This window comes from Erwinia amylovora (genome assembly GCF_017161565.1).
In the GTDB taxonomy this organism is placed as follows: Bacteria; Pseudomonadota; Gammaproteobacteria; order Enterobacterales; family Enterobacteriaceae; genus Erwinia; species Erwinia amylovora.
The window spans coordinates 3,305,276-3,328,156 of the sequence record NZ_CP066796.1; the positions used below are offsets into that span (position 1 = coordinate 3,305,276).

At 56.8% G+C, this 22,881-nt stretch carries 14 protein-coding genes and 1 pseudogene; all 15 read right to left on the bottom strand.

All coding sequences use genetic code 11. From position 1 onward, the window contains the following. Nucleotide 1: 1 nt before the first annotated feature. Nucleotides 2–2,314 carry a type VI secretion system Vgr family protein gene (locus JGC47_RS15165; protein WP_004160259.1) on the bottom strand — a complete coding sequence of 771 codons (2,313 nt, stop codon included), beginning with the start codon at nt 2,312–2,314 and terminating at the stop codon, nt 2–4. Nucleotides 2,315–2,318: 4 nt separating this feature from the next. After that, entirely contained in the window at nt 2,319–2,843 is a 525-nt protein-coding gene (gene tssJ / locus JGC47_RS15170; RefSeq protein WP_013035793.1) for a type VI secretion system lipoprotein TssJ, read from the bottom strand. Nucleotides 2,844–2,868: 25 nt separating this feature from the next. Beyond that, on the bottom strand, nt 2,869–3,951 hold the full coding sequence (gene tssG / locus JGC47_RS15175; protein ID WP_004160261.1) for a type VI secretion system baseplate subunit TssG: 1,083 nt from the start codon (nt 3,949–3,951) through the stop codon (nt 2,869–2,871). Continuing rightward, on the bottom strand, nt 3,915–5,684 hold the full coding sequence (gene tssF / locus JGC47_RS15180; RefSeq protein WP_004160262.1) for a type VI secretion system baseplate subunit TssF: 1,770 nt from the start codon (nt 5,682–5,684) through the stop codon (nt 3,915–3,917). Before tssF ends, tssG begins: the two co-directional genes overlap by 37 nt. A gap of 154 nt (nt 5,685–5,838) precedes the next feature. Then, complete coding sequence (tssA, locus tag JGC47_RS15185) at nt 5,839–7,446, bottom strand: type VI secretion system protein TssA (RefSeq protein WP_004160263.1); 1,608 nt, start codon at nt 7,444–7,446, stop codon at nt 5,839–5,841. Next, complete coding sequence (locus tag JGC47_RS15190) at nt 7,443–10,814, bottom strand: ImcF-related family protein (RefSeq protein ID WP_004160264.1); 3,372 nt, start codon at nt 10,812–10,814, stop codon at nt 7,443–7,445. The genes tssA and JGC47_RS15190 overlap by 4 nt, the downstream gene beginning before the upstream one ends. Further along, the gene (locus JGC47_RS15195; RefSeq protein WP_004160265.1) at nt 10,807–12,015 is read right to left on the bottom strand and encodes a hypothetical protein; all 1,209 of its coding nucleotides are present in this window, start codon (nt 12,013–12,015) and stop codon (nt 10,807–10,809) included. The genes JGC47_RS15190 and JGC47_RS15195 overlap by 8 nt, the downstream gene beginning before the upstream one ends. A gap of 2 nt (nt 12,016–12,017) precedes the next feature. After that, nucleotides 12,018–12,287, bottom strand: coding sequence for a PAAR domain-containing protein (locus tag JGC47_RS15200; RefSeq protein WP_004160268.1), 270 nt, complete (start codon nt 12,285–12,287; stop codon nt 12,018–12,020). Between the two features lie 138 nt (nt 12,288–12,425). After that, nucleotides 12,426–12,956 (bottom strand): hypothetical protein, encoded by a 531-nt coding sequence (locus tag JGC47_RS15205; protein ID WP_013035792.1) that lies wholly within the window; start codon nt 12,954–12,956, stop codon nt 12,426–12,428. 83 nt (nt 12,957–13,039) lie between these two features. Next, complete coding sequence (locus JGC47_RS15210) at nt 13,040–15,397, bottom strand: type VI secretion system Vgr family protein (RefSeq protein WP_004160272.1); 2,358 nt, start codon at nt 15,395–15,397, stop codon at nt 13,040–13,042. A 440-nt stretch (nt 15,398–15,837) separates the two neighbouring features. Beyond that, on the bottom strand, nt 15,838–18,498 hold the full coding sequence (gene tssH / locus JGC47_RS15215; protein WP_004160277.1) for a type VI secretion system ATPase TssH: 2,661 nt from the start codon (nt 18,496–18,498) through the stop codon (nt 15,838–15,840). Between the two features lie 170 nt (nt 18,499–18,668). Next, a complete protein-coding gene (locus JGC47_RS15220; protein WP_004160279.1) occupies nt 18,669–19,160 on the bottom strand; it encodes an Hcp family type VI secretion system effector in 492 nt (163 codons plus the stop codon). Between the two features lie 32 nt (nt 19,161–19,192). Next, nucleotides 19,193–20,848 carry an OmpA family protein gene (locus JGC47_RS15225; protein ID WP_004160280.1) on the bottom strand — a complete coding sequence of 552 codons (1,656 nt, stop codon included), beginning with the start codon at nt 20,846–20,848 and terminating at the stop codon, nt 19,193–19,195. Further along, nucleotides 20,848–21,525: a type VI secretion system protein TssL, short form gene (tssL, locus tag JGC47_RS15230; protein WP_004160281.1), complete on the bottom strand. Its 678-nt coding sequence runs from the start codon at nt 21,523–21,525 to the stop codon at nt 20,848–20,850. Before tssL ends, JGC47_RS15225 begins: the two co-directional genes overlap by 1 nt. Beyond that, nucleotides 21,522–22,870 (bottom strand): annotated as a pseudogene (gene tssK / locus JGC47_RS15235) (type VI secretion system baseplate subunit TssK). Before tssK ends, tssL begins: the two are co-directional and overlap by 4 nt. Between the last annotated feature and the right edge of the window lie 11 nt (nt 22,871–22,881).

Below are 22,881 nucleotides of genomic sequence, written 5' to 3' on the forward strand. Positions count from 1 at the left end.
CTTAATTCCCCCTCAGTACTACAGGTGTTCCATTCATCGCTGCATCCATCAGACAACTCAGGCATAACCCCTTATTCCTGAACGGAAGTGGCAGATTCGCCGCCCCAGCCACCATCGTCCTTTTCACCCGCCGCCTGTACGTTCCGGTAGTGCCGTACTCCACTTTCCCCGCCTCAAGCCGCAGATAACTGCCGCCTCCGCCTGTCAGCGTGATGCGCTTCTTGCCGGCAAACAGGATGTCCTCTTCTGACGCAATGGTCAGCTTCTGCTCCGCAAACAGCCGCATATTGCCGTTCTGCGCCTGCATATCCACCGGACCTTCACCCGCTTTCAGACTCAGGGGCCCCGTCCGGGCATACAGCCCCAGCCTTTCTCCGGCAAGCGCCGCCAGGTTGCCCGTCACGCCCGCGCTGATGTCGCCCCCGGCATTCATCGCCAAGTTCTCCGTGGCAGCCAGCTGCGTATCTTCGCCGCTGGTCAGTGCCATCCCCTGCGGGGCGGTAAAATGGATGATTTTATGCAGCGGCTTCAGCCGTTGCGCTAACATCCGCATCTGGCTGTCGATATCCGCCTTCAGCGCCTGTGCCTGCTCTGCCGCCATTTCAAGCTGTCTGAGTTGCTGCTGAAGCCGGCCGGTTTCCTTCAGCGCGGCGGCCCTGTCCGGCACTTCGCCCTGGGCTTTCGGCTGGTTATCCGCACTGAGCAACAGCCCTTTTCCGGCACGTATCGTGCCCCGTTCATCGGTACGCAGTTCCGTACCGGCACCGCGCGGCATGCCCTGTGCATCCACCAGATGGCCGCTATTGAGCCCGGTTTTGCCGTATTCCGTGGCGAGTGCGATATGCTCCTCGCCGCGTTTGTCCTCCATCCGCAGCTGGTTGTTAGCCGCAGTGCACAGAATATTGCGGGTGGGGTTATCGCGGTTTACGGGGTCCGGGTGCTCTGAGTCGTGCAGCGCATGGGCGATATACGGCAGGTCAATGTCGCCGTTGCCCCAGGCAATCGCCACTCCGGTGCCGTCGACAAGCGGCATATGCCAGCCGGAGGTCTCTCCGGAGTAGGGTTTCGCCATGCGCAGCCACAGATAACCCGGGCCCGTACCTTCGCGGTCAAAATCCAGCCTCACCCGGTAGCGGCCCTGCTCATCCGGGTGCGCATAAATGTCGTTCTTTTCCCCGCTCTCAATGCGCGCCGGCAGCGTGCCGTGGATGGCCGGACGCGGGATTTCCACCGGACGGAAGCTGTAGCGCTCGCTGTATGGCATTCCCCATACCGATACGTGCAGGCGGGTATCACGCGAGGCGCGGTAAGTGGCAAGCGTGATGATAACCCCCTCTTTCAGCGCATTTATCACATCGCCCTGCGGCTCCAGCACCTGACCCGGCGTCAGGTGCGGGGCGTTACTGAACAGGTGAATGCGCGCGGACTGATTCAGTTCGCGCTCGTGATGCATGCGGGCGTAAAACGCCCCGCTTTCCGTTTCAGGCTCCGGGTCGCTGTCGTCCCCGGCTTCTTGGTACGGGGCGGCGTAACGATAGTGTTCACCGCTGGTCACCGCATCGTTGCGCACGCTGACGGTCGCATTCAGCGGCGTGGCGGCCGTGCGGTAGTTGTGGTCGCGGGTAACGACGCTGCCGGTGACCACGTTATGCCAGCTGCGCACGTCCCACACCGATTCTTCCGCACCGTCGAACAACCCAGACGGCTCGCTGTACGGCAGGCGCACGTCAAACTGGTAGTTAAGCTGGCTGTCGGCAAAGATGTACACGTCCAGCTCCCGCGTGCTGTCCATCTCCGTGCGCCAGTAAATCCCCACTTCCGACAACAGCCGCCGGATAAACTGCAAATCCGTCTCCCGCCACCGGGTTATCAGCTCACGCGGCGGGTAGGTGCGCACCAGACGAAATGCAAAATCAGCCCCTGCCAGTCCGTGCTGGCGCAGCACCTGTGCCACCACCTCCGGTACCGACTGATTCTGGTATACGGCGCATTTCCGGCTGTGCGACAGCAGCGCCAGGCGCGAGCTGAGCCTGATTGTGTAGTGCGACTGGTCAGCTGTCGTTGACCGCCATTCCAGGCGGGTAATGATGCCGTGGACATTTTTGCCGCTGCGCATCCGCAAGGACGCGTACTTCATCAGCACCTGTCCGGGGGCAATATTTGCCTGTTCCGTGGTGAATTCAATATCCCATGTGAACGGTTCGCTTAACGCCTCGCGCCCATAAAAGCGCAGCACATCAGGGTGTACCGGGCTGTCATGAATCTCCAGTACGTAGCGGCTCTGCCCGTCAAAAAGCGCCAGCCAGTTATTCATCACTTCACTCCTTTAGCGGCACAAGGCTGAGCCAGCCATCGCCCAGTTCAGCGGTGCGCGGTTTATCCGGGTCAAGATCGTCACGGGTCAGTACCAGCCGCCAGCGGTTGTCTTGCAGATCGGGACGGTTAAATAACCCGATCACGGCAACAAACTGCGCGTTCTCATCCATCGGCATGTTCAGCGTCATGCTGCCTTTGGGCATCACCAGCAGCTCTTTTGACACCACAAGGTCATCTTTCAGCGCCGCGTCGGCGTTGCGCAGCATAGTCCGGTAATCGGCTGCATCAACCGCCTTACGGTCCTTCAGCTGGTAGATCCTCACCATGGTTGCCAGCGGGATCTGAGCACCATCGGCGTTCATCGCGGTACGCGGGGTAAAATCCAGATGCAGCATTCTGATTTTTTTATAGAAGATGGACTTCGTCATGTTTACCGTGCCGTCGGTGACGGCACGGGTCAGGCCGCAGCCTGCAAGCAGGCAGCAGGCCATGAGCGTTAGCGCCCGCCTCCGGTTTACTCTTGTCATCAGATGAATTCCTTGCAGAAAATGATTATTTAAAGCGGTAATGGCCATCTTCAGCCGGAGGCAATGAAGCACATTGCAGCCCCTCATAGCAGCCCAGGCTGACCGTCAGGGTTTGCCGATCAATACTGAGTTTGCCGTCTTTAAGACCGGCCAGCCCAGTTCGCCCCAGCTGTATGCGTCTGCTGTTACCCAGTCGGGGTTCGGGCAGCAACCGCACCGGTACGGTAAGGCGCAGCCGGGCAGCGCTGCGATATCCCAGATAGACGCGCATCAGCGCCAGCAGGTCGGTGTGCATGTGACCCCCCGGTAACCAGCCTTCTGCCTCCTGCGGATTTTCAGTCTCCAGCACCACCAGCACCCTGCTGCAGGCTTCTTTAGCGGTCTTACCCAGCGTGGCCCGCTGCGACAGCCGGACGCGGTTCCCCGCCCCCAGACCGCTGCGGTTGTTGATATGGACCCTGACCGAATCGGGCTGGATGAGGGTGGCCCGCGTATCAGGCGCCAGCAGACGGACCAGGGCGCGTATCCCCTCGGCGTTGCGGGTAGGTAAACGCATGGTGCCCAGCAACGCCAGAAAACGCGAGATGGGGGTGGTCACTTGTTCAGCCGTGCCCGGAATACCCAGCCCCACCAGCCCCAGCAGACACTGTGAGGTGGCGTCACGGCCGCCAGCTTCAAAAGTGGCCGGGTAGGCATATTTGCGCCAGATACGGTAATACTGGGTGGTGATACGGTGGCTGAAGATATCCAGAAATGAGCTAACTGCCTCATGTCCTTCCCGCCGCTGTGCAATATCATCCAGATACGAACTGGGTAGCGGTGAATCCACGCCGTACATGCCCAAAAAAGTGGTGCGTACGGTCGGAGGAAGTTCGGGATGGTCTTCGTCGGTCTCCACGGTTTTCAGGGTACTGACCGGAAAACCCATCCCCGGCCACGGCCTGAACCGTACCGGATCGCTGCCCGGATGGCTGGTCGCCCCCAGCCTGGGTGAATCCGGGTTTTCCTGCTCCAGCAGCTGGCAAAAGCGGTAAAAGTTGGCCCGCCAGATGTCTTTATTGAGGGCTAACGTCAGCCCGGTACGTGCTGGCTGTGAATTTCGTTCCATCGCAGTCGTTTCCCTGTCGGTTGCAGCAACAGCGTAAGCTGATTGAATAGGTGAATATCCGCATACAGCCCGAAGAAGCGATGCAGCATCTCGCCGAAGAGATTCACATCCCCCTCGCCCGCGAAGTTATCCGCATTCAGCGTGACCTCGATATCCACGCCGCGCAGCATAAAGCCTTTCTCAAAGCGGCGAATGAGCGTGTGTTTTACCGCAACGATCGCCTCCAGACGCCGGCGGTTAATCTCATCATTGCTCCAGTCGTACAGCGCCAGGGTTCCGCGCAGCACTTCCGGATTGTCCATCATGCTAAGGAAATTCGATCCAAGGTGGCTCATTACCCGCCAGTGGAAACGATCGTTTGCAGGCGGGTACAGCGGCAGCGTTGGTGCCGAGACGTTCAGCACCTTAACCGGTACTTTGCCTGCCTTGACCACCCGGTCCAGCAGGGTGCTTTCCAGCGCCTTACGCGGTAGCTGGCCGTTGGTTGCGGTGATACGCATGGAGAGCGACTCAGGTTTCTCAGAGAGCTGGTCAAGCTCGAAAGAGCGCCCGCCAAGAATAAGCCAGGTGTTATACAGACCGGATACACCGCGCTTTACACGGGTATGATAGTAGCGTTCGGGCGCATCATGGCGCATCATGCCGCCCCGGTGGCGGAAGCTGGTAAAAGGTACGTACGGGTGCTTGCCGTGTTTCACCGCGCCGTGGATGTTATCCACGCTGTAGATTTCGGTATGGCCGTCCTGCAGACGCAGCGGGCGCAGCAGATATTCATTGTCCAGCGGGTTAAGCGTCAGCGGATCGGCTTCGAGGGTAAAGAGGTTAATCACCGGCGCACAGTGCAGGCGGAAGTTCTCGCTTGTAAACGGTAAGTCGGATGACCAGGCCTCCGTCAGAACGATATCGATTTCAAACCAGCGGCTGGCAGAGTTAAGCCCAACGGTCTCAAGACCGCGCAGCTCAATAAACATAAACTTCGGCCGGAAACTGAAGTATTCCAGCAACAGCTGATAACCGCTGAAGGCGGAATCGGCCTTCTGCCACAGCCCGTCATGGTCATCAAAACCCATGGGTTTACACCAGCCATCAAACCTGCGGCGTTCAGTACCGGTAGCTACATGTCGGGCATACATGGCGTGAACCCGGCGGGTCAATGCCAGATGCAGTGCCGAGCTGAGCGGGCTTTCGGCATTGAGAAAAATGGCGACCTTGTCTGCCCCGGCTTTGCTCCAGTCCACTTTCTCCGTGCACTCAAAACGCAAACGGATTGCAGAGCGACCATCGGTTTCGGTGTGCAGGCGCGCATCCGCCAGATGCAGCGGCTGCAGCAGGAGGTCACGGGTGGTCCGGTACTGGCAGGCAGTTTGATGCGGCCCCACGGGACGGGACAGGACAGAAAAACCCTCCGACAGACACTCAGACTGGCGAAGACGGTGCCAGTCGGGGGAAAACTCCACGATGGCCAGCGACGGAATGGTGCGCATGTAATGCGGCCACAACAGGCTGACTAAGCCTTCAGTCAACTCTGGCAGGTCATCATCAAGTTTTTCACGCAGACGCCCCATCAGAAAGGCGAAACCTTCAAACAGGCGTTCGACGTACGGGTCGCGCGCGCCGGGTTTATCCAGGTTAAGCATTGCCGCCCGGTCCGGGTGAGCGTGGGCAAACTCTTTACCGGCCTCCCGCAAGTAGCGCATTTCTGCGTCAAAGTAGCGCAGCGTTAAATCATCCATGTACGGATCCCTGAACGTTATATACCCTGAATAACAGCAGCTGCATCAAGGTGCCAGGAGAGTGCTTCCCGGTGATCTGAGTGAAGTCAGTTCATCGGGTAAGCGAACGCAGCCAACACAGAGACAACTTCAGCTATAACGGGTAGGACAAAAATTAGCCACAGAGCACCATGGCCCGGGCAGGGTCGATAGCGATAAGGCCAGCCAGCAAGGTGTCCATTTCGGGCATCATAAGGGCTTTTTCGGCCGCGCTGCGGCCGGCTTTCATGCGTAACAGCTTCAGGCGACGGGCCTGCACTTCAAACAACAGGGCAGGCTCCCAGTCAACCAACGTCAGCCGCGGGGCGCTGGCGGTCAGTTCACCCAGCAGATGCAAGGCCATGTCGTTGCGACCGTACTGTTCGGCCACCCGGGCCATCAGCAGGCGCATCAGCCAGCGTTGGCGTGGTGTCTCCGCGCCAGGTCGGATCTGAAGCCAGGCGATCGCGGCTTCCGGGCTCTCGCTGTCACCCTTTTCCATCGCCTCCGCCTCCAGCGACAGCACATCATCCGCCTGGCTGTTGGCTACCGTGGCAGCGTCATCATGGAATACCCTCTCATCCTCATTCACCTTCCCGGCTATCCAACCCTGTGTAACCTCATCGGCAAACGGGGTGCCATCGCTCCAGGCAAGCAGATCCAGCCCGGGCAGACGTTGCAGGAACAGTCGCAAATCCAGCAGGACAGAATCAGCCCAGGTTTCCCACGGCTGACCGCCGTGACTGAGTCCCTGCCAGAGATACCACTGGAGATCGAGCCAGAAGTGGTTAACCCCTTCGCAGAACATCTGGCTGGCCTGCTCCACCAGCTCAGTCCAGTTTTTCTGCAGATAAAAGCGCTTTAACTGCGCACGGTATTCCGCTTTGGGCGGCACCAGCCGGGTCCGTCCACTGTTGTCCAGCGGCGGGACCTGATCGACCGTGTCCCAGCGCACGGTTTTCATTAGTCGGTGCGAGGCGAGCCAGCCCTGGGGTTGCTCGCCCAGCCAGCGGGCAAGCAACCTGGCCTGGTCAAGCAAGTCGCGACCGGACTTCACGGCAGACAACAGTGGTGAATCGGAAAGGACGAATGCGCGACCCACTTCCCGGGCACCACTGTTTTGGGGAATCAATGCCTCCATGCCTCCTGAACGTGCCAGGCGATTTTCCAGTGCGATACAGAGTCCTGCAAAGGATGGTTTTTCGCTATCCGGCCAGTCAGCAATAGCGGAAGCAAGCAGAGTAACGGCTCCGGCAGTCAGGCCCGCGTCGTTGCGGTCCGCCTCCGGCCATAGCGACAGTGCGTCGAGCACTTTGCCACTGTTCAGCCACTCCAGCGCAGCCTTGCGGGCGTTGGGGCGCTGTGGATGGCACCGTTTTCCGTAATGGGACAGCATGGCAGCCAACAGCAATAAGCCCTCCGCCAGCCCTTTCTCGCCCTCACGGCTCAGACGGGCCTGAATGTACCAGGTCACTACCCGGATATCTTTGGCGCTCTCGCACAGGCATTTTTCCGCCAGCTCACACAGCAGTTGCGCATCGGTACCGGAAAGTTTGTTGATTTCTTCGCGCATCAGTTGGAAGTTATCATCATAGGCCGGATCGTCTCCGGCTCCCTGTTCCGGGCCGAGAGGACGTAACCAGTTATCCCAAAGTGACAGGGCTTCAGATGCCCGCGAGAGAAGATGCTGCTGCTCTTTCTTGTCTGTGGTGCAGGCTGATAACAACGCTTCTGGCGAACTCATTCTTTCTGCCTCCTGGCCTTACCCACGCTGAAAATGGACTCTGGTAACGTAAACCCCTGAAGTTTCAGCAATGCCAACGGACCGTCCCCCAGTTCACTGCGCATAACAAATTTCAGTGGATTGCCATCTGGGGCTGCCCACACCAATTGTGTTCGACTGCCATCCAATGGCGTGATTTGCGCATGGCCCAGTAAACGAATAAATCCCCAGTTGCCCGGGTTACTGGCGTAGAGCTGCATACCCGTATTCACGCTGCGCCAGCTTAGGCTGGCCCCCGGGTAATACGTATTCCCCGGCCAGGCGAAGTTTTGCCAGCTTTCCATCTGGTTGAAGTAATCCAGATTCTGCTCATTAAGGGTGAGCCGCATACGCGCGACATCTCGCGAAGGGCGCGCCATCAGCTCAAAGTGGATCCCGGCATCCCCCTGGGCAAAAACGATATCTGATAACTCTGCCAGCTGGTTTATCGCCCGGAGAAAATCAGGGTGCACCACCATCCCCTGGCTTGCGGCGGGATCCACTACCCAACGATTACCCTCCTGATGCAGGATGCCGCCAAGGTTAGTTTTCAGGAACCTGGTGATCCGGCCCGAGTCACTGCGCAGAAATTGTGCCAGCAGAGGCAGAGAGGCATCGCTGCCGGTGACCTTGAACGGATAGCGACCGGCAAAAGCTGTGTGCCATTGATCCACGATCGTGCTCTGCCAGCGGGCGTTGAGGCTTTCCGCCGCCGGGGCCAGCACCTGCCGCCACGCCAGGTCCAGGGGCTGCACAAATAACGACTGCCCGAAGCCACTCCACTCCTGCCCAAGGCTGGCGGCCAGCAGGCTGCCGTAATCACGCGTATCGGTCAGGTCGGTGGCTTTACCCTGGAACACGGTCTGAGCCAGCATTTGCGACATTGCCTGTGGGTCTGGCGCACTGGTCACCTGCTGAAGCTTAAGACGCACCTGCGTGACGCGGGCAAGCCATGACTGGAAGCTCAGGCTGCCGTTGCCGCCGCTGCTGTCTTTGCCTTCCATCACCCCCAATAACGGGCCAAACAGGCCATCCAGCGGGCCTTTGGCCGTTTGGCCCTGCTCAATAAACTGTTGCGGTTTTGTTTTGCTGCCGATCAGCTTTTTCGCTGAATTCACGATCGAATCCGCCAATGCCCCGCCTTTCTGCCCTGTTTTACCCTGCCAGCCGAGCGCGTTCATTAATGCCACCAGCGGTGACTGGCGAACATCACCTATCAGGTTGAGCTGGGCAATAGCCTCCGAAAGCGAGGTGGCCTCCTGCCACTGAATACTGTTGATCATATTCAGCCAGGCGTTACCGAAGTCGGTGAAATAGCGTTCGATCAGACGGGTTTTCAGCGCTTCCGGTGACACATCGCTGGCCGGCTGGAGGGATTTGTCTGTCAGCACCCAGTCGATTTCATCACGGCGGGTTATCACCATTTCATTGATCGCATCCTGAACCTGCTCTTCCCAGGCCTGACGGGTGAACATCCCCGGCACCACCTCTTCGGTACGGAATAGCGTGGAAGCATCAGTGTCGCCGGTCATATCAGCCAGCGTCAGGTCGGGCCAGTTGCTGGCAACGCGCTTCAACATGTCCTGATACAGCCCGGATTCAGCGTTACGCTGTCCAATCTGCTTGAGCAGGATTTGACGCACATTGCCGATCAGTCCGGCATCGGGCTTAATTTTCCATTCCGGATGTGCCGGAAGGTTTTGCGCATAGAACCCCAATAATTTGGGGGCAAGCTCCTGCCAGCTACCCTCCGGCACGCCGTGGCGTTTGGGCCAGGCCATCAGCACATTTTTCGCCAGCCATCCGGCCTCCGCTTTATCCGGTCGGGCCATCATCAGGTAGCTTTTCAGCACGCCGTAAGTGCGTTGCGTGCCCTGTGCACGGGCGCTGCTGGCCGGGGGAAGTTGCACGAAGGCATTGAGCTGCCGGGTAAACTGTGCGGTGGTGGCATCGCGCATTAACAGTGCATTGTTGCGGGCATACAACGGCCATAGCGCGGTCAGCGTGTCGCCGTCCTGATTAAGCCAAAAGCGGGTATACCAGGGGGCACCGCTGGCCTCGCGGTTTTGCAGTCGCGCAATGGCCTGCTGAAGCACCAGCTGGTTACGCAGACGCTCAGTCAGTGGCTGTTTCGTATCAGCGGCAAGACGGGCCGTTTCCTGTGCCTGATAAATTTGCGCCCGGTTAACGGCGAGCGACACCATGGTACCGGCTCCCCACAGGGTAATCAGCGTGAGCAGCGCTAAGCGCAGTCCCCTGATACAGTCAAAGGTGAGTTTTTTAGGCCGCACCGCATCACAGTCGTCGATCACCGCTTTCCAGGTCGGGGTATCGAGCCGGGTATTGGGTACCGAACCCGCGACAGACAGCTCAGGGCTGAACACCACGCCGCGCAGACGATATGCCGCTGAACCCTGCATCAACGCGCCGAGCAGGACGTTTAACCTCTCCTTTAATTCGCCATGCAAACGTGAGGACAGGCTTAGAAACCCGTCATGCTGCGCATCGCCCAGTAGCTGAGCGATGCCAGCGCTACGCAGACGTGGAACCAGCGCATCGAGCGTTGCGCTAATATCCCCCGGTGCTGCCCCCGGGCCGAACATCACCCCTGTGGCGACATCTGCACGACCTTCCTGCAGCCCGATCGCTTCGTCGGTCAGCCACAGCCATACGGGCGCCTGCCAGCCAAGCAGGTTATCGGCTTTCTGGCGGCAGCGTAAAAAGGCATCGCACGCGATATCATCCGGTAACGCTAAGCTATTGATGACTTGAACGATGCCGTCCAGTGGGTTAGCGGAACGCAGACGTTTCAGTTTCGAAAAGAAAACATCATCAGAAAGTGACTGAGCATCACCACCATAAATCAGTACATCGCCGTCGCCTTCCTGCCATAAATCGTGAATCAGGCCCGGGGCAGCTTTCTGGACGTTATCTCTGTTTCCCATGACCAGCAGGATCCGCACCTTACGCTGCCAGCGGCGTCCATAACGTAGACGCAGATGTTCAGTCACCTGTTCTTCACTGAATAACGGTTCAATGTCGTCTTCTTCACTGGCAATAGTTTGCCTCATCGGGCTGACAACCTGATCCTTGTTCTGCCCCCAGTGAAAGTACAACCCGGATTGACCTGCAAAATCGAAGACCTTTTCGACCAGCCATCCAAGCAGAATAAGCGCGGCCACCAGCGCGGCACAGAATGCGAAAATGCGTAGACCGTCATAGGGTCCAACCCCGGTTAACGAAGCAACATTTGCCGGAAAGGCATAAAACACAAACCCAACGATGACTGTCAGGAAGAAGGCGACAGTGACGACGGAGCCAATGAGCGTTTTGACTTTTACCTTAGACATTCCCTGGCGATTCCTTGCGAATTTCTTCTTTAGTAATAACGGTGACCCAGATCTCATCTTTGTCAGCGTCAGGTTGTGCGGCAATAACCTGCACTCCACGCTGTTCAAAGGCTGAATCGGCAAGCGTAATGACAACCCACGCAGCCGCGTGACCGGTGTAGCCCAGCACCAGATCGATACTGAAGTTTTCTTCTGACAGACTGAACGTCACCCCGTTTTCTTCACAGGCATTATTCCATCCGCTGCCTTGTGTCAGTGCAGTTCCGGAAAACCAGCTGCCCTGAAGTTGATCGGCTCGGACCTTCGCCCAGAGTAGCGCCCTGGATAGCGTTTTAGTCAGCGTGGGTTCCGTTCCTCTTTCCGGGCGGTTAAGGCGCAATGCATCAGGGTAAGAGAGTGCTTTACGGTTGCTGAAAACCACCATTGAGACAGCATCGGCGTCCCCTTCCGCTGGCACGGCAGGTAACGACAGCGTCATGGCGAGCAGAATAGCCGGATTGTCCCAGTGCTTATCCAGCCAGGCATCGTACGCAGCAAGTCCTTTATCTGGCATCAGGCGGATTACACTGCCGGTCTTCTGTAGAAGCTCAGTGGTAAGCTGTTCGGCAAATTGGGGAAAAAGATCGCTGTCGCAATCAAGCATTAACCAGCAAGGGAGCCCTTGCGGAAGCGGTTTCACGATCCGTTCAAACCGAGTCGTCAGTTCAGACACCGTCGCTTTCAGTTCTTCGCGCAGATTTGTCTGGAACGCGGTCAGTGCAGCATATCTGACGGGTTTTTTACATCCACGCGGTATTGAAAAATCGACAACGGGCACCCCACGGATCATTGCCGTCAGCAGTTCACTGGCTCTGTTTCCGGCCATCGTCTGAATATGCGTACCCAGGATCCAGGCACCGCGCTGGCCGCGGTAGATTTCACGCTCGAGGATCGCTTCGCGCTCCACGTTACGGGCCTCTGCCCCGACCTGTTCGGCTTTGTAGGCAAACCGGCGCAAAGCGAAAACAAGCCCCCAAGTGCAGAATGGAAGTCCAAGAGCGGTAAACCAGAAGATAAAGCCATTGTATTCTGCGCCCCATCCCCAGAGAGTCAGTGCACCCCCTCCCGGCATGACAAACGCCAATAGCAGTAGCCAACGTTTAGTACTTGGACGCGCTATTTTTTTTGCCTTTTCGGGAATGGCATCCAGCCAGACAGGCATAATCAGCCAACCCTTACCGCGACAGTTGAGCTGACCCATGTGCAGCCACCACCGCATTGATGGCCGTGAAACGCCACAGGAATAACACAATCGTGATAATCCGGATTTCGGTTTCCTTCAATGATGGTAGTGGGGCCATGGCCTTCAAGCAGACAAGAAACTTCGTCGCCTTTACGGGCAATACTGATACCGCCGAATTTCATAGTGTCGGATGCGGTTATCACCGAACCGCCGTGAGTGGTTGTATTACCTTTACGGATAATCATAAGCATGACAGATTCCTGGAAAGAACCATGTAAAAATACATTGGTTGATTAATGGGCCGCTAATAACAGAGGGCGATACGTATGTGTCATTATTCAGAGCATCCACATTATTATTTATATTTGAACTTACCATTTATTATATAGTTATAAAGATTTGAAATTTCCGGATCTCCGTGAATATATCCTCCGGTGATGGGCAGCCCACAGAAAAATATTTCGCCACTGTATTAAATTGAAAACTTTAATGCCAGAGATTAAATACTCTGAATGCTGCACATTACTATCAATGGCTTTATTTTTAACATTGTTATATCTTGCTTTACACCATTTACCACCAGGACTTACAGACAATAAATTAACCTTTATCACCTTTGCAGAAAGTGGCGCAAGGCCCGTATACAGCGAATAGAACTCCAGCCGGCTATTTTCTTTTTCCGGGTCAGGTTTGCAGGTCAACTTCACCAGAACAAAGGTACTTGGATAACGTGATTCTTTTCCAATGTCATCAGCCATTCTGTGCTCCTTATTCAGACACCAGGCCACCACCTGACCTTTTGCCATCCACGGCAAGGGCACGGCTTCATCCACAGAGTCGGCTGTAAGCACTGAACCCGGTGCCAATACCTGTCTGACATGAATACCCCATGCCAAAGTTGGTTTATACCAGCAAGCCATGTGGCTCACGGCCTATCAAGCCCATGACTTCCTTCTTAGAAGAATATGTTTGCGAACCGGGAAGCATATTTTCATTAGCGACCTTAGCGTGACATATCGTCATCGGTTACAGGGGGCAAAAGCTCAAGAGAAGTCTTGTCAAAAACCGGCCTTTCGGTATCCAATGAAGCTCCCCCCACAAGCACTTGGTAGTGGGCGGCTTTGATCAGATAATCACCGCAAGATCCATGTTCGATCCCATTCTGACTCAACTTAAGGTACGAACCGCCGCCGTTCAGCGTCAGCGTTTTCGGCGTGCTGATAACAATTTCGTCATCGCTGCTGGTGACCGTTATTTGCTGCCTGGCGAAGAGCGCCATGGTGTTGTGCCGGGCCTGAATTTCCACATCTCCCTGATTGGCGATCAGCTTAGCGCCGTCTTTATGCACGAACAGCCCCAGCGCTTTTTCAACCGAGATGGACAGGTTTTTCATTGCCCCGATGTCAAGGTGCTGGCCCGCGTTAATCATGGTGTTACGGGTGCTGGTGAGCTGTAGGTGCTCACCTGAGGTCAGCGCCACGCCCTGCGGTGCACTGGCCAGCAGAACGGCGGACTGAAGGTTTTTAAGCCGTTCTGTCACCAGGCTTATCTGGGTGCTGATGTCTGATACCAGCGCCCCTGCGGCTTCTGCGGCACTGTTCAGTGACTGCATCTGGCTGTTGGCCTGATTAATCTGGTTTATAGCCTGTTTCATTTCCAGCACCGGCCCCTGTGCTTTCAGCTGTTCATCCGCCGTCAGGAACAGGCCTTTTCCTGCACGAACCACGCCGAATTCGTCAGTGCGTAATTCAAAACCCGCCCCACGTTGTTCACGCTGTGCGTTGACCAGGTGGCCCAGGTTGAGCTGGGTCTTGCCGTATTCCGTGGCGAGCTTGATATGCTCTTCCTGGCGCTTATCCTCCATGCGTAGCTTGTTATTTGCCGGTGTGCGCCAGATGTTGCGCGTAGGGTTATCGCTGGTGACGTGGTCGGGATGTTCGGAATCGTGCTGGGCACAGGCGATATACGGGCGATCCGGGTCGCCGCTGTCAAACACCACGGACACTTCCGTGCCGTCGAGAAGCGGCGCATGCCAGCCGTAGGTATCGCCGGCATACGGCTTTGCCATCCGCAGCCACAGATATGCATAACCTTGTTCGGTGCTGTTGCGGTCGAAGTCCATCCTCACGCGGTAGCGCCCCTGCTCGTCCAGCCAGGCGTAGATATCGCCTTTTTGGGCGCTTTCCACACGGGCCGGCAGGGAACCGGAAATGACCGGGCGATTGATGAGCGCCGGGCGGTAGCAGACGGTTTCGCTGTACGGAATACCTTCAAACGTGAGCGTGAAGCTGCTTTTACGTGAACCACTGCTGCGTACAGTGGTGATAACAATGCCGTCTTTTACGGCATCAGGCAGACGGGTATCGGCTTCCAACACCTGTCCGGGGGCCAGAAAGGGGCTGGAGGAACGGCCGCTGACGGTAGATTGCCCGTTCAGAATACGTTCGTGTCGCAGTCGGGCAAAATAAGCCCCTGTTTCCGTGTTATCAGTATCGCCGGCAGTGAGGAATGGCTCCGCGTAATGACAAACCTCACCGGTAGTGATGCCTTCTTTACCGCTGATGCTTTCCGAGCTGTCCTGCGGCGTAAGCGCCTCGCGGTAGTTGTAATCACGGGTGGTGACACGGCCACTCACCACGTTGTAAGCGGTGTGGATGCCCCAGATGCTTTCCTGGCCGCTGTCGCTCATCCCGGCAGGGTTGCGCAGCGGCAGGGTCACGCCGAACTGATACTGCTCCTGGCTATCCTGGAATATCACCACGTCCTGTTCAAGTCGGCCGTCCATTTCAAAGCGCCAGAAAATCCCCACCTCTGCCAGCAGGCGCTGCACAAATTCAAGATCGGTTTCCCGCCACTGGGTAATAAGCTCGCGGGCTGGGTACTCACGCGACAGGCGGAACTCAAAGTCAGGCCCCTCCAGACCATGCTTGCGCAATACCTGCTCCACCACTTCGATAACGGACTGGTTGAGAAAAACTTCACTGCCTTTCGTGTGCGCTAACAGGGCAATCCGCGGCACCAGCGTCAATGCATATCGGGTTTCATCTTCAGAGGTGGATAAGCGGCGAAACGCGCTCACCACGCCAAAAACGGTACGCACCGGCGCGGCAGGCGCACCGCTAAACAACGGCGTCTGACAGGTAAATGAGGCGGGTTTCAGCAGCAGCGTGTCGCAGTTGAGATCCGGCGTTTGGCAAGTGAGTGACACCGCGTAGTGCCAGGGCCGGCTGAATGATTCTTCTGCCCGAAAACTCAACACATCCAAACAATGCGGGCAGTTATGTACATCCATACGGTATCGGGACTGGCCGGGAAGTTGCTGTGTTTTTTGTCCAGTCAGATTAATTACACTATTACTCATGCCCCATCCCCAAACTTTTGCATTAACACTGCGACACGCGAATCGACTCAACGCATCACGCTATTTCAATAATTGTTGCCAACGAGATAAGCAATACGCCCGTTGGTAAACCTTATCTGACACTGGATAATATTTATTCAGATCGCTAACCAGGATATGTTTTTTTATTATCTGCAAGTTTCATGCTGTAGCGAATATTACCCAGGGCTACACTGCCATTGCTAAGATCACCGTAACCTACTGTTATCAGTAATAACTGATCCGGAAAGTCACTTATAACATTGATCACTTCTTGCGGGAGTTTGATAGAAACGGTTGCGCTACGTTTCAGTCTGCCGCCCTGCTTTTGCCCCATGCGAAACAGAAACAGTCATTGACAGTAGGCTAATTTTTTTAACTATAGTGCTGAAGCCCTGTGTGTTTTGTGAAGGTTTATTAAGTTAGGTTTTATCTGACTTCGCCGATACCGAATCAAACGCCAGTACAATGCCTTCTGCATCATCCCAGGAAAGCTGTAGGGAGGACGGCTTCTGCTTAGCCGCCATCAGGCTTAATAACTGCTGACTCAGTACCGGTAAAATCTGCTGATTGAGCAGGCTGTCGATGTTGCGTGCGCCGGTATCCGGCAGCAGGCAGGCAGCGATCAGGATGTCGTAGAGGCTCTCCCCGATGGTGCAATGCAGGCCATAATGTGTGTTCAGACGTTTGGCGACCTGGGCCAGTTTCATTTTGACAACGGTGCGCAGTGCACTGGCGTCCAGCGGACGGTAGATCAGCGTCTGGAAACGGGCCAGCAGGGCGGGCTGGAAGTGGTCGCGCAATATCGGGCGCAGCAGCGCATGCAAATCGCCGTGGGTCGCTTCCGGCCGTTCGTCCAGCAGCTGAATCAGATGGTCACTGCCCAGATTGGCCGTCATCAGAATGACGCTGTTGCGAAAGTCGATTTCGCGCCCTTCCCCGTCCCGCATAAAGCCACGGTCGAAAACCTGATAAAACAGGTTCATCACGTCCGTATGGGCTTTTTCCACTTCATCAAGCAGCACCACGCTGTACGGGCGCTTGCGCACCGCCTCGGTGAGAATGCCGCCCTGACCGTAACCGACGTAGCCAGGAGGCGAACCTTTGAGCTGGGAAACGGTATGCGCTTCCTGGTACTCAGACATGTTGATGGTGATGAGGGACTTTTCTCCGCCAAACAGGCAATCGGCCAATGAAAGCGCCGTCTCGGTTTTACCCACCCCGCTCGGCCCCACCAGCAGGAACACGCCCAGCGGGCCGTTTCCGCAAGTGAGTCCGGTTTTGGCGGCGCGCAGCCGCCGGGCCAGGTCGATAAGGGCGTGCTCTTGCCCGACGACGCGCTGACCCAGATGGCTTTCCAGCTGCAGCAGGTCGGTCTGTTCATCCTTCAGCAGGCTGGTCAGTGGAACGCCGGTCCAGTCGGCAATTACGGTGGCCACGGTGCGCACGTCCACATCAATGCTCATCAAGGGTGCACTGCCCTGCAAATCGCTCAGTTGCTGTTGCAGTCCAATACTATCTTCCTGACGGTTGCTGTCCTGGCGCACTTCCAGCAGTTGCCGGGTCAGGGCTTTTTCGGCAAGATACTGCATGTCAAATTGCGCAAGCTGGTCGCCAAGCGCATTCGTCTGTTGCTCAATCTGTGCCAGGCGGTCGCCGTGGGGATGGTTTCTTAGCGCGGTATCTTCACGCAGCGCCTGCGCTTCCATATCCAGCGCGGTGATTTGCGCTTTCAGGCGGGTCAACTCTTCCGGCAGGGTATCAAGGCTCATGCGCACCCGGGCGGAGGCGGTATCCAGCAGGTCAACGGCTTTGTCCGGCAACTGACGACCGGGGATGTAGCGGCGCGACAGGCTGACGGCGGCTTTCACCGCTTCATCGGTAATGTGCACACCGTGGTGCCGGGCGTAGCGGGACTTCAGGCCACGTAGCATCAGGCAGGCCGTCTGCTCATCAGGCTCATCGACTTTAACCCTCTGAAAGCGGCGTTCCAGGACGGCATCGCGCTCAAAATACTGCTTGTACTCGGACCAGGTGGTCGCCGCAATAGTACGCAGTTCGCCACGGGCGAGAGCGGGTTTAAGCAGGTTGGCCGCATCCGCTCCCCCCGCCTGATTGCCGGCACCGATCAGGGTGTGCGCTTCGTCGATAAACAGTAAAACCGGCGTCGGCGAGTTCTGCACCGCGTCGATGACGTTTTTAAGACGCTGTTCGAATTCGCCCTTCACACCCGCCCCGGCCTGCAGCAGCCCCATATCCAGCGTGCGCAGACTGACGTTTTTCAGGCTGTCCGGCACGTTACCCTCGCTGATGCGGAGCGCCAGGCCTTCGATTAGCGCCGTTTTCCCGACGCCCGGTTCGCCGACTAAGATGGGGTTGTTTTTGCGACGACGGGAGAGAATATCCACCATCTGGCGGATTTCGTTGTCGCGGCCAAATATCGGATCAATCTGCCCGGCTCTGGCTTTAGCGGTCACGTCCAGCGTGAATTTGTCCAGCGCGGCCTGAAGCGCATCGCTTAAATGATTGCCAGAAATACCGCTATCCTGTGCCGTTTCTTCACCCAGCGTGAAGGGCATTTGACCCAGACGTTCCTGCTGTTGCCGTTCAGGGCGTTCATCGGATTGCGCATCCAGCAGCGGTTTCAGGCGGCTGATTTGTGACTCACTGAGGCTGAACAGCGGCCACAGATCGTCGCAGCGCAGCAGCTTCGGCCTGGTCATCAGCGCCTCCAGCAGGTTTACACTGCGGATAGTCTGGTTATTATCTTCTAATGACGCCACCAGCCAGGCGGCTTCCATCAGCGCCTGCATGTCATCGGAGAGCGGTGGGCGGGAATATACCGAGCGCGGCAAAGCATCAAGATGTGACAGCAAACTCTGCCACAGTGCATCCATATCCCATTCGTAGCGGCGAGCCAGCACGGTGATGTCACCCTCGCCCATTTCCAGCAGCTTGAGTAGCCAGTGCTCAATGGTGATTTGTGCGTGCGCTCGCGTCTGACACAGGGTGGCGGCGGCTTCCAGCGCTTTTGCACAGTACGGGTTTAAGCGACGAAGTAAGATGGCTGACCGGTGTTCCATGCTTTATTCCTTTTTAGGTACGCTACCGCCCTTAGCCTTTCCGTTGCAGGGATCCAGGCTCATAAGGTCGATGTCCGAATTATTTGGTGTTTGCGAAACTGCCGTTACCACGGGCCGGCAGTTTTGAAAACCACAAAAGCAGCAGACGCTTCACCGTCTGCTGGAAGGCATTACGCGCTGGGGCGATCGTCCCAGGAATCGGAATAAATGATGTTGCCGTCTTTATAGGTCCAGGTGATTTTTTCATAACGCAGCTCGATGATTTCGAGGTGATTATGCTTCTCTTTGGTCGGGTCTTTAATGTCGTGCATTTTTGGCGCGACCTTTACCAGCTTGACGTCCTCAAGTCGGGTATTGAAATACTCCACTTCCTGACCCGCATCGTTGATTCTGTACCACTTGAACTCGGCAGACTTCAGCTTTTTGCCAGAGGTTACCGCTCTGTACAGGTACGGGCTGGAGGAATCGATTTCTTTGCTAAACTGGAACGGGGTATGAATGCGGGTGCCCGTCAGTTTGCCGGTATTGTTATCGGTTGGCATATACAGGCTATGATCCTGCGAGAGAACTTCGATGCTGCCCTCACGGTCTTTAACATTTACGGAGCCTTTAATGGCCGCGCCGCCGTCGTCTTTCAGCCATAGATAAATTGGAATTGCCATGGGTAGATCTCCATTTCTAAATTAACAACTCATCAATCATTTGATGGGCCTTGAGGTGCGGGTGTTTGACAGGCATCAACCTGTGGCACCAGACTAATTTCAACACGGCGGTTGGCCTCACGGCCTTCCACCGTGTCGTTAGAAGCGATTGGGCGCGTTGCGCCGTAGCCCTGAACGGCAAAGCAGGTGGGTGATACATCACTGGTCGACAGCATCCAGTGACGAAGTGCTTCAGCACGTTTATGCGACAGTACCTGGTTCGCATTAGCCTCCCCGGTGTTGTCGGTATGACCCGCGACCACAATCAGCCAACCGGGTTTGGCCTTAATGCCCATCAACGCCTTTACCAACATTTTGGTGCTGTTCGGTTTAAGCTGATACTTACCGGTATCAAACAGCGACAGGGCATCGAGACGCACGGCTTGTGGCGTGTCTTTCTCAACAGGTATTAAAGAGGGGGGCGCCGGAACCCAGCTATCAATAGCCTGTTGAAGAACCAGCCACAGACGTTGTCCCGGGTAATACCCCAGGCCGTAACGCATTGGCTCACCCTGGCGCTGCCAGCGTTCAAGCATCAGTACATGCTGCTTCAGAGCAATGAGGGATTGCGCCTTGGGCGCGTAATGAGTCATCGGAATGGCGGACCAACGCTGCAGGTCAGCAGCCACCAGACGAATGAGAGCCAGGTTATTGGCTGCAGAAAAAACCAGCGCGGCCAGGGCGCAAAGCCAAAGCAGAAGCACAACGCGGCGGCTGCGTTGACCGCCTTGTACCGGCGAGGCAAAAGGAGCCAGTAAAGGCAGAACGGCATCGGGAAAGGGGCAGGCCAGCTCCAGGCCCCCCTTCACCGGTGGAAATTGCAAACAGGTTCGGCGATAAAGCCACTGTGCCCATACTGAATGAGACTCTGCGGATGCCGCACCGGTACGCAAAGCGACAGCAAACGGAGCAACGGGCGGGATTAAGCGGTCCGCTTTCGCCATCTCATCAAGCAGCGTGTCATGGATAAAGGTGAAAGCCTGGCCAAGGACCGGTAGCATTGAGAGGTTATTTCCCGTCTGCTGCCAGTCGACCAGCGCCTGGGGCAGCTCATTGGCGGCACATACCAGCGGTTTGTCTCCGCGAACGATCACCCAGGGCGTTTGCGGACCGGAGAATGCGCAGTGCAGAACAACAGGTAAGGCAAAACCGGTCAGCGTAGTCAGTTGGCTGATTTGCTGCCGCAAAGCGCTAATCGATGCCCGTAAAACGGCCTCATCCTGATGTTGGTCAGGGAGGCAAACGTACATCACCGAAAGCTGGCCTGCCTGGCGAAATTGTTGTTCCAGCACAAGGCGCACCGCGTCTTTAAGCTGGCTGATGTTGCCGACGCGCAACCACCAACCCTGGGCTGTTTTTCGCAGATTCTGCACCGGAAACAGGCTATCCAGCCCCTCACCACACACCAGCACCACAGGTTTCTGCGTGTCTAAAGTGGGGATCTCAATGGATGAAAGTGCGCCGTCTGCGGGCACTTTACGGTAACGACAACCTTTCCACGCCAGCCAACCTGCAACTGCGACAACCAGCAGGGTGAGCATCAACCTGAACAGATTGCCCAGCGGAATGAAATACCAAAGCAGCCACAACAGCGCTGCCGCTCCCGTCAGGATGTGTAATACAACAGAGGCAATAGCAGAGGGGCGCATTAACGTCGCAGCTCCGGTATTTGCGCAGATAGCAGCGCCTGGAGCCAAAGGTGCCCGCCCCACCAGACTCCCGCCGTCAGTACGGCCGTCATGATTACCCAGAACCAAACTGAGCGCACCATGCTGTAGCGGTGTTTAGCGGTCCGGTGGATCACCAGAGACAGATCCGCATCAGGCATCGGCACCCGTTCAGAAAGTGCCTTAATCACCTCTCCCCGCTGTTCCTGGCTGACGGTCTCCACGCTGTACAGCCCCTGGAAGCCCAACGCAATGACGCGGTGATAACAGGTCAGCACCGCGTTATCCGGTGCAGGCTGCCGCAGCACTTCCGCAATACGCTCCCAAAGCGCCTCACCGGCATGCAGGGAGCCAAAAAAACGCGCCTGAAGCGGCGCTTTACGCCAGGCCACCTGGCTGTCATCCAGCCGGTGTGCATTCTCCACGGATTTTCGACTCATCACCGCTTCATCCAGCAGGGCGCACTGGGCGTAGGTGATATGCCCAATGCTGGCTTCGTCGTACCCTGCGCGTTGCAGCGCCTCACGGGCGTTTTCAACCTGCTTCGTGCAGTTATCATAAAGCGCTGCGCCGTCCAGCGTGGTGGCCCCCCGCCTCAGTAAGGTGACGGTCAGCCAGGTTTCCGTCATCAGTTGGTCGATATCGATTTCTTGTCTCATGATCGCAGCACCGCAAACAGCTCAAGCTCCAGCCGGCCCAGCAAAGCAGGCACATAGAACATGCACACGCCCTGATCCTGCATCTCGCGGGCAGCGGGGCTTTCCATATCCAGCGCGAAGTACTGGTTTTCCATGCGTACCGGCAATGCTGCCGGTACGCGGCTGACGGCAATAAGTGGGATCCCCTTGAGTGCGGCGCTGTAGATTTCTTTCACGTCATCGGGTGAACCGGCCTGACAAAGTGCAGGAAACTTATCGGCGAGCTGCCAGGCTGGAATATCTGAGCGCACGGAGAGGTACAGGTCGGCCTCTTCGCGCAAACGGATATCGTGTAAAGAGGCTTTCCACGTCTGCTCATCCGGACGCGACATCTCAAGTGCGATCACCCTCGACGGCAGGCTGGCTTCCAGCAAACCGGTTATCAGTTCAAACAGCGGCGGGAAAGTATGGGCCGGTTCAGCGTGGTCATAGCCGGGAATAGCGTCCAGATCGTGGTTGAGAGAAAAGGTCAGCAGGCTGCCCGCCAGCCTGGCAAGCTCTGCCCACACCTGCTCCGGGTGCCTGGCCGGAAAGCGTTCGTATTCCGACAGCACCCGCGCATGGGAATTAAGCGCGTTCAGCAACCAGAACAGCGAAACATCGGCAACGGCGAAATCAGCCAGACGTTCATTACTCTCACGACGCATAGCCATCAGGCGCTGACGGCGGGAGCGAAGCTGGCGATTGAGCAGAACCAGGCGTTCGCACAGCATCGGGCTGGCGGAGAATAAGGCCACAGGAGGAATAAACGCCGCGTCCTGACGCCATCCGTTCTGTCCGTCCCAAATCAGACGCGCCACAGGGCAGGTTCGCCACGACGCGTTATTTTCATGGGCAAACCGGATGGAGTAATTGAAGCGGGCGACGGCCATGAACTCTTCTTCCGTGCCGAAAGCATCCTGAACCGGTAGCCACTCTTCGCGATAGCGCTGCGGTCTGTCTGACATCTCCGCATCTTGCTGAACGTTGTTCACACCTTGCTGCATCAGGGGCAGCGCAATAACGACAGTGACCGCATCAAGACCCGCCAACTGAGCGGAATTGAGTTCTCGTGGTACAGGCGGCAGATCGCTGCATTGCGCATCGATAAGGGAGCCATCTTCCAGCCAGAGACGCAGCGGTGAGATCTGGATCAGCCCGGAAGCCAGCAGGGGGTCATCAAACTTTAGCGTTTCCACTCCCCACGGAAATGGCGAGGCCAGTGCAGAGATCCCCGCACTGCGAAAAGACTCCCATTCCGACTGCTGCTGGAATTGCTGGGGGACAGCAGCGCCCCCTCATTCCACAATGGACGATAAATTTTCATGCCTGATGACC

Coding starts and splice junctions, on each gene's coding strand:
- tssH (WP_004160277.1), bottom strand. CDS start 18,498: ATGGAACACCGGTCAGCCATCTTACTTCGTCGCTTAAACCCGTACTGT.
- JGC47_RS15210 (WP_004160272.1), bottom strand. CDS start 15,397: ATGAGTAATAGTGTAATTAATCTGACTGGACAAAAAACACAGCAACTT.
- JGC47_RS15205 (WP_013035792.1), bottom strand. CDS start 12,956: ATGGCTTGCTGGTATAAACCAACTTTGGCATGGGGTATTCATGTCAGA.
- tssF (WP_004160262.1), bottom strand. CDS start 5,684: ATGGATGATTTAACGCTGCGCTACTTTGACGCAGAAATGCGCTACTTG.
- JGC47_RS15190 (WP_004160264.1), bottom strand. CDS start 10,814: ATGTCTAAGGTAAAAGTCAAAACGCTCATTGGCTCCGTCGTCACTGTC.
- tssL (WP_004160281.1), bottom strand. CDS start 21,525: ATGAGACAAGAAATCGATATCGACCAACTGATGACGGAAACCTGGCTG.
- JGC47_RS15225 (WP_004160280.1), bottom strand. CDS start 20,848: ATGCGCCCCTCTGCTATTGCCTCTGTTGTATTACACATCCTGACGGGA.
- tssJ (WP_013035793.1), bottom strand. CDS start 2,843: ATGACAAGAGTAAACCGGAGGCGGGCGCTAACGCTCATGGCCTGCTGC.
- JGC47_RS15220 (WP_004160279.1), bottom strand. CDS start 19,160: ATGGCAATTCCAATTTATCTATGGCTGAAAGACGACGGCGGCGCGGCC.
- JGC47_RS15195 (WP_004160265.1), bottom strand. CDS start 12,015: ATGCCTGTCTGGCTGGATGCCATTCCCGAAAAGGCAAAAAAAATAGCG.
- tssG (WP_004160261.1), bottom strand. CDS start 3,951: ATGGAACGAAATTCACAGCCAGCACGTACCGGGCTGACGTTAGCCCTC.
- JGC47_RS15200 (WP_004160268.1), bottom strand. CDS start 12,287: ATGCTTATGATTATCCGTAAAGGTAATACAACCACTCACGGCGGTTCG.
- JGC47_RS15165 (WP_004160259.1), bottom strand. CDS start 2,314: ATGAATAACTGGCTGGCGCTTTTTGACGGGCAGAGCCGCTACGTACTG.
- tssA (WP_004160263.1), bottom strand. CDS start 7,446: ATGAGTTCGCCAGAAGCGTTGTTATCAGCCTGCACCACAGACAAGAAA.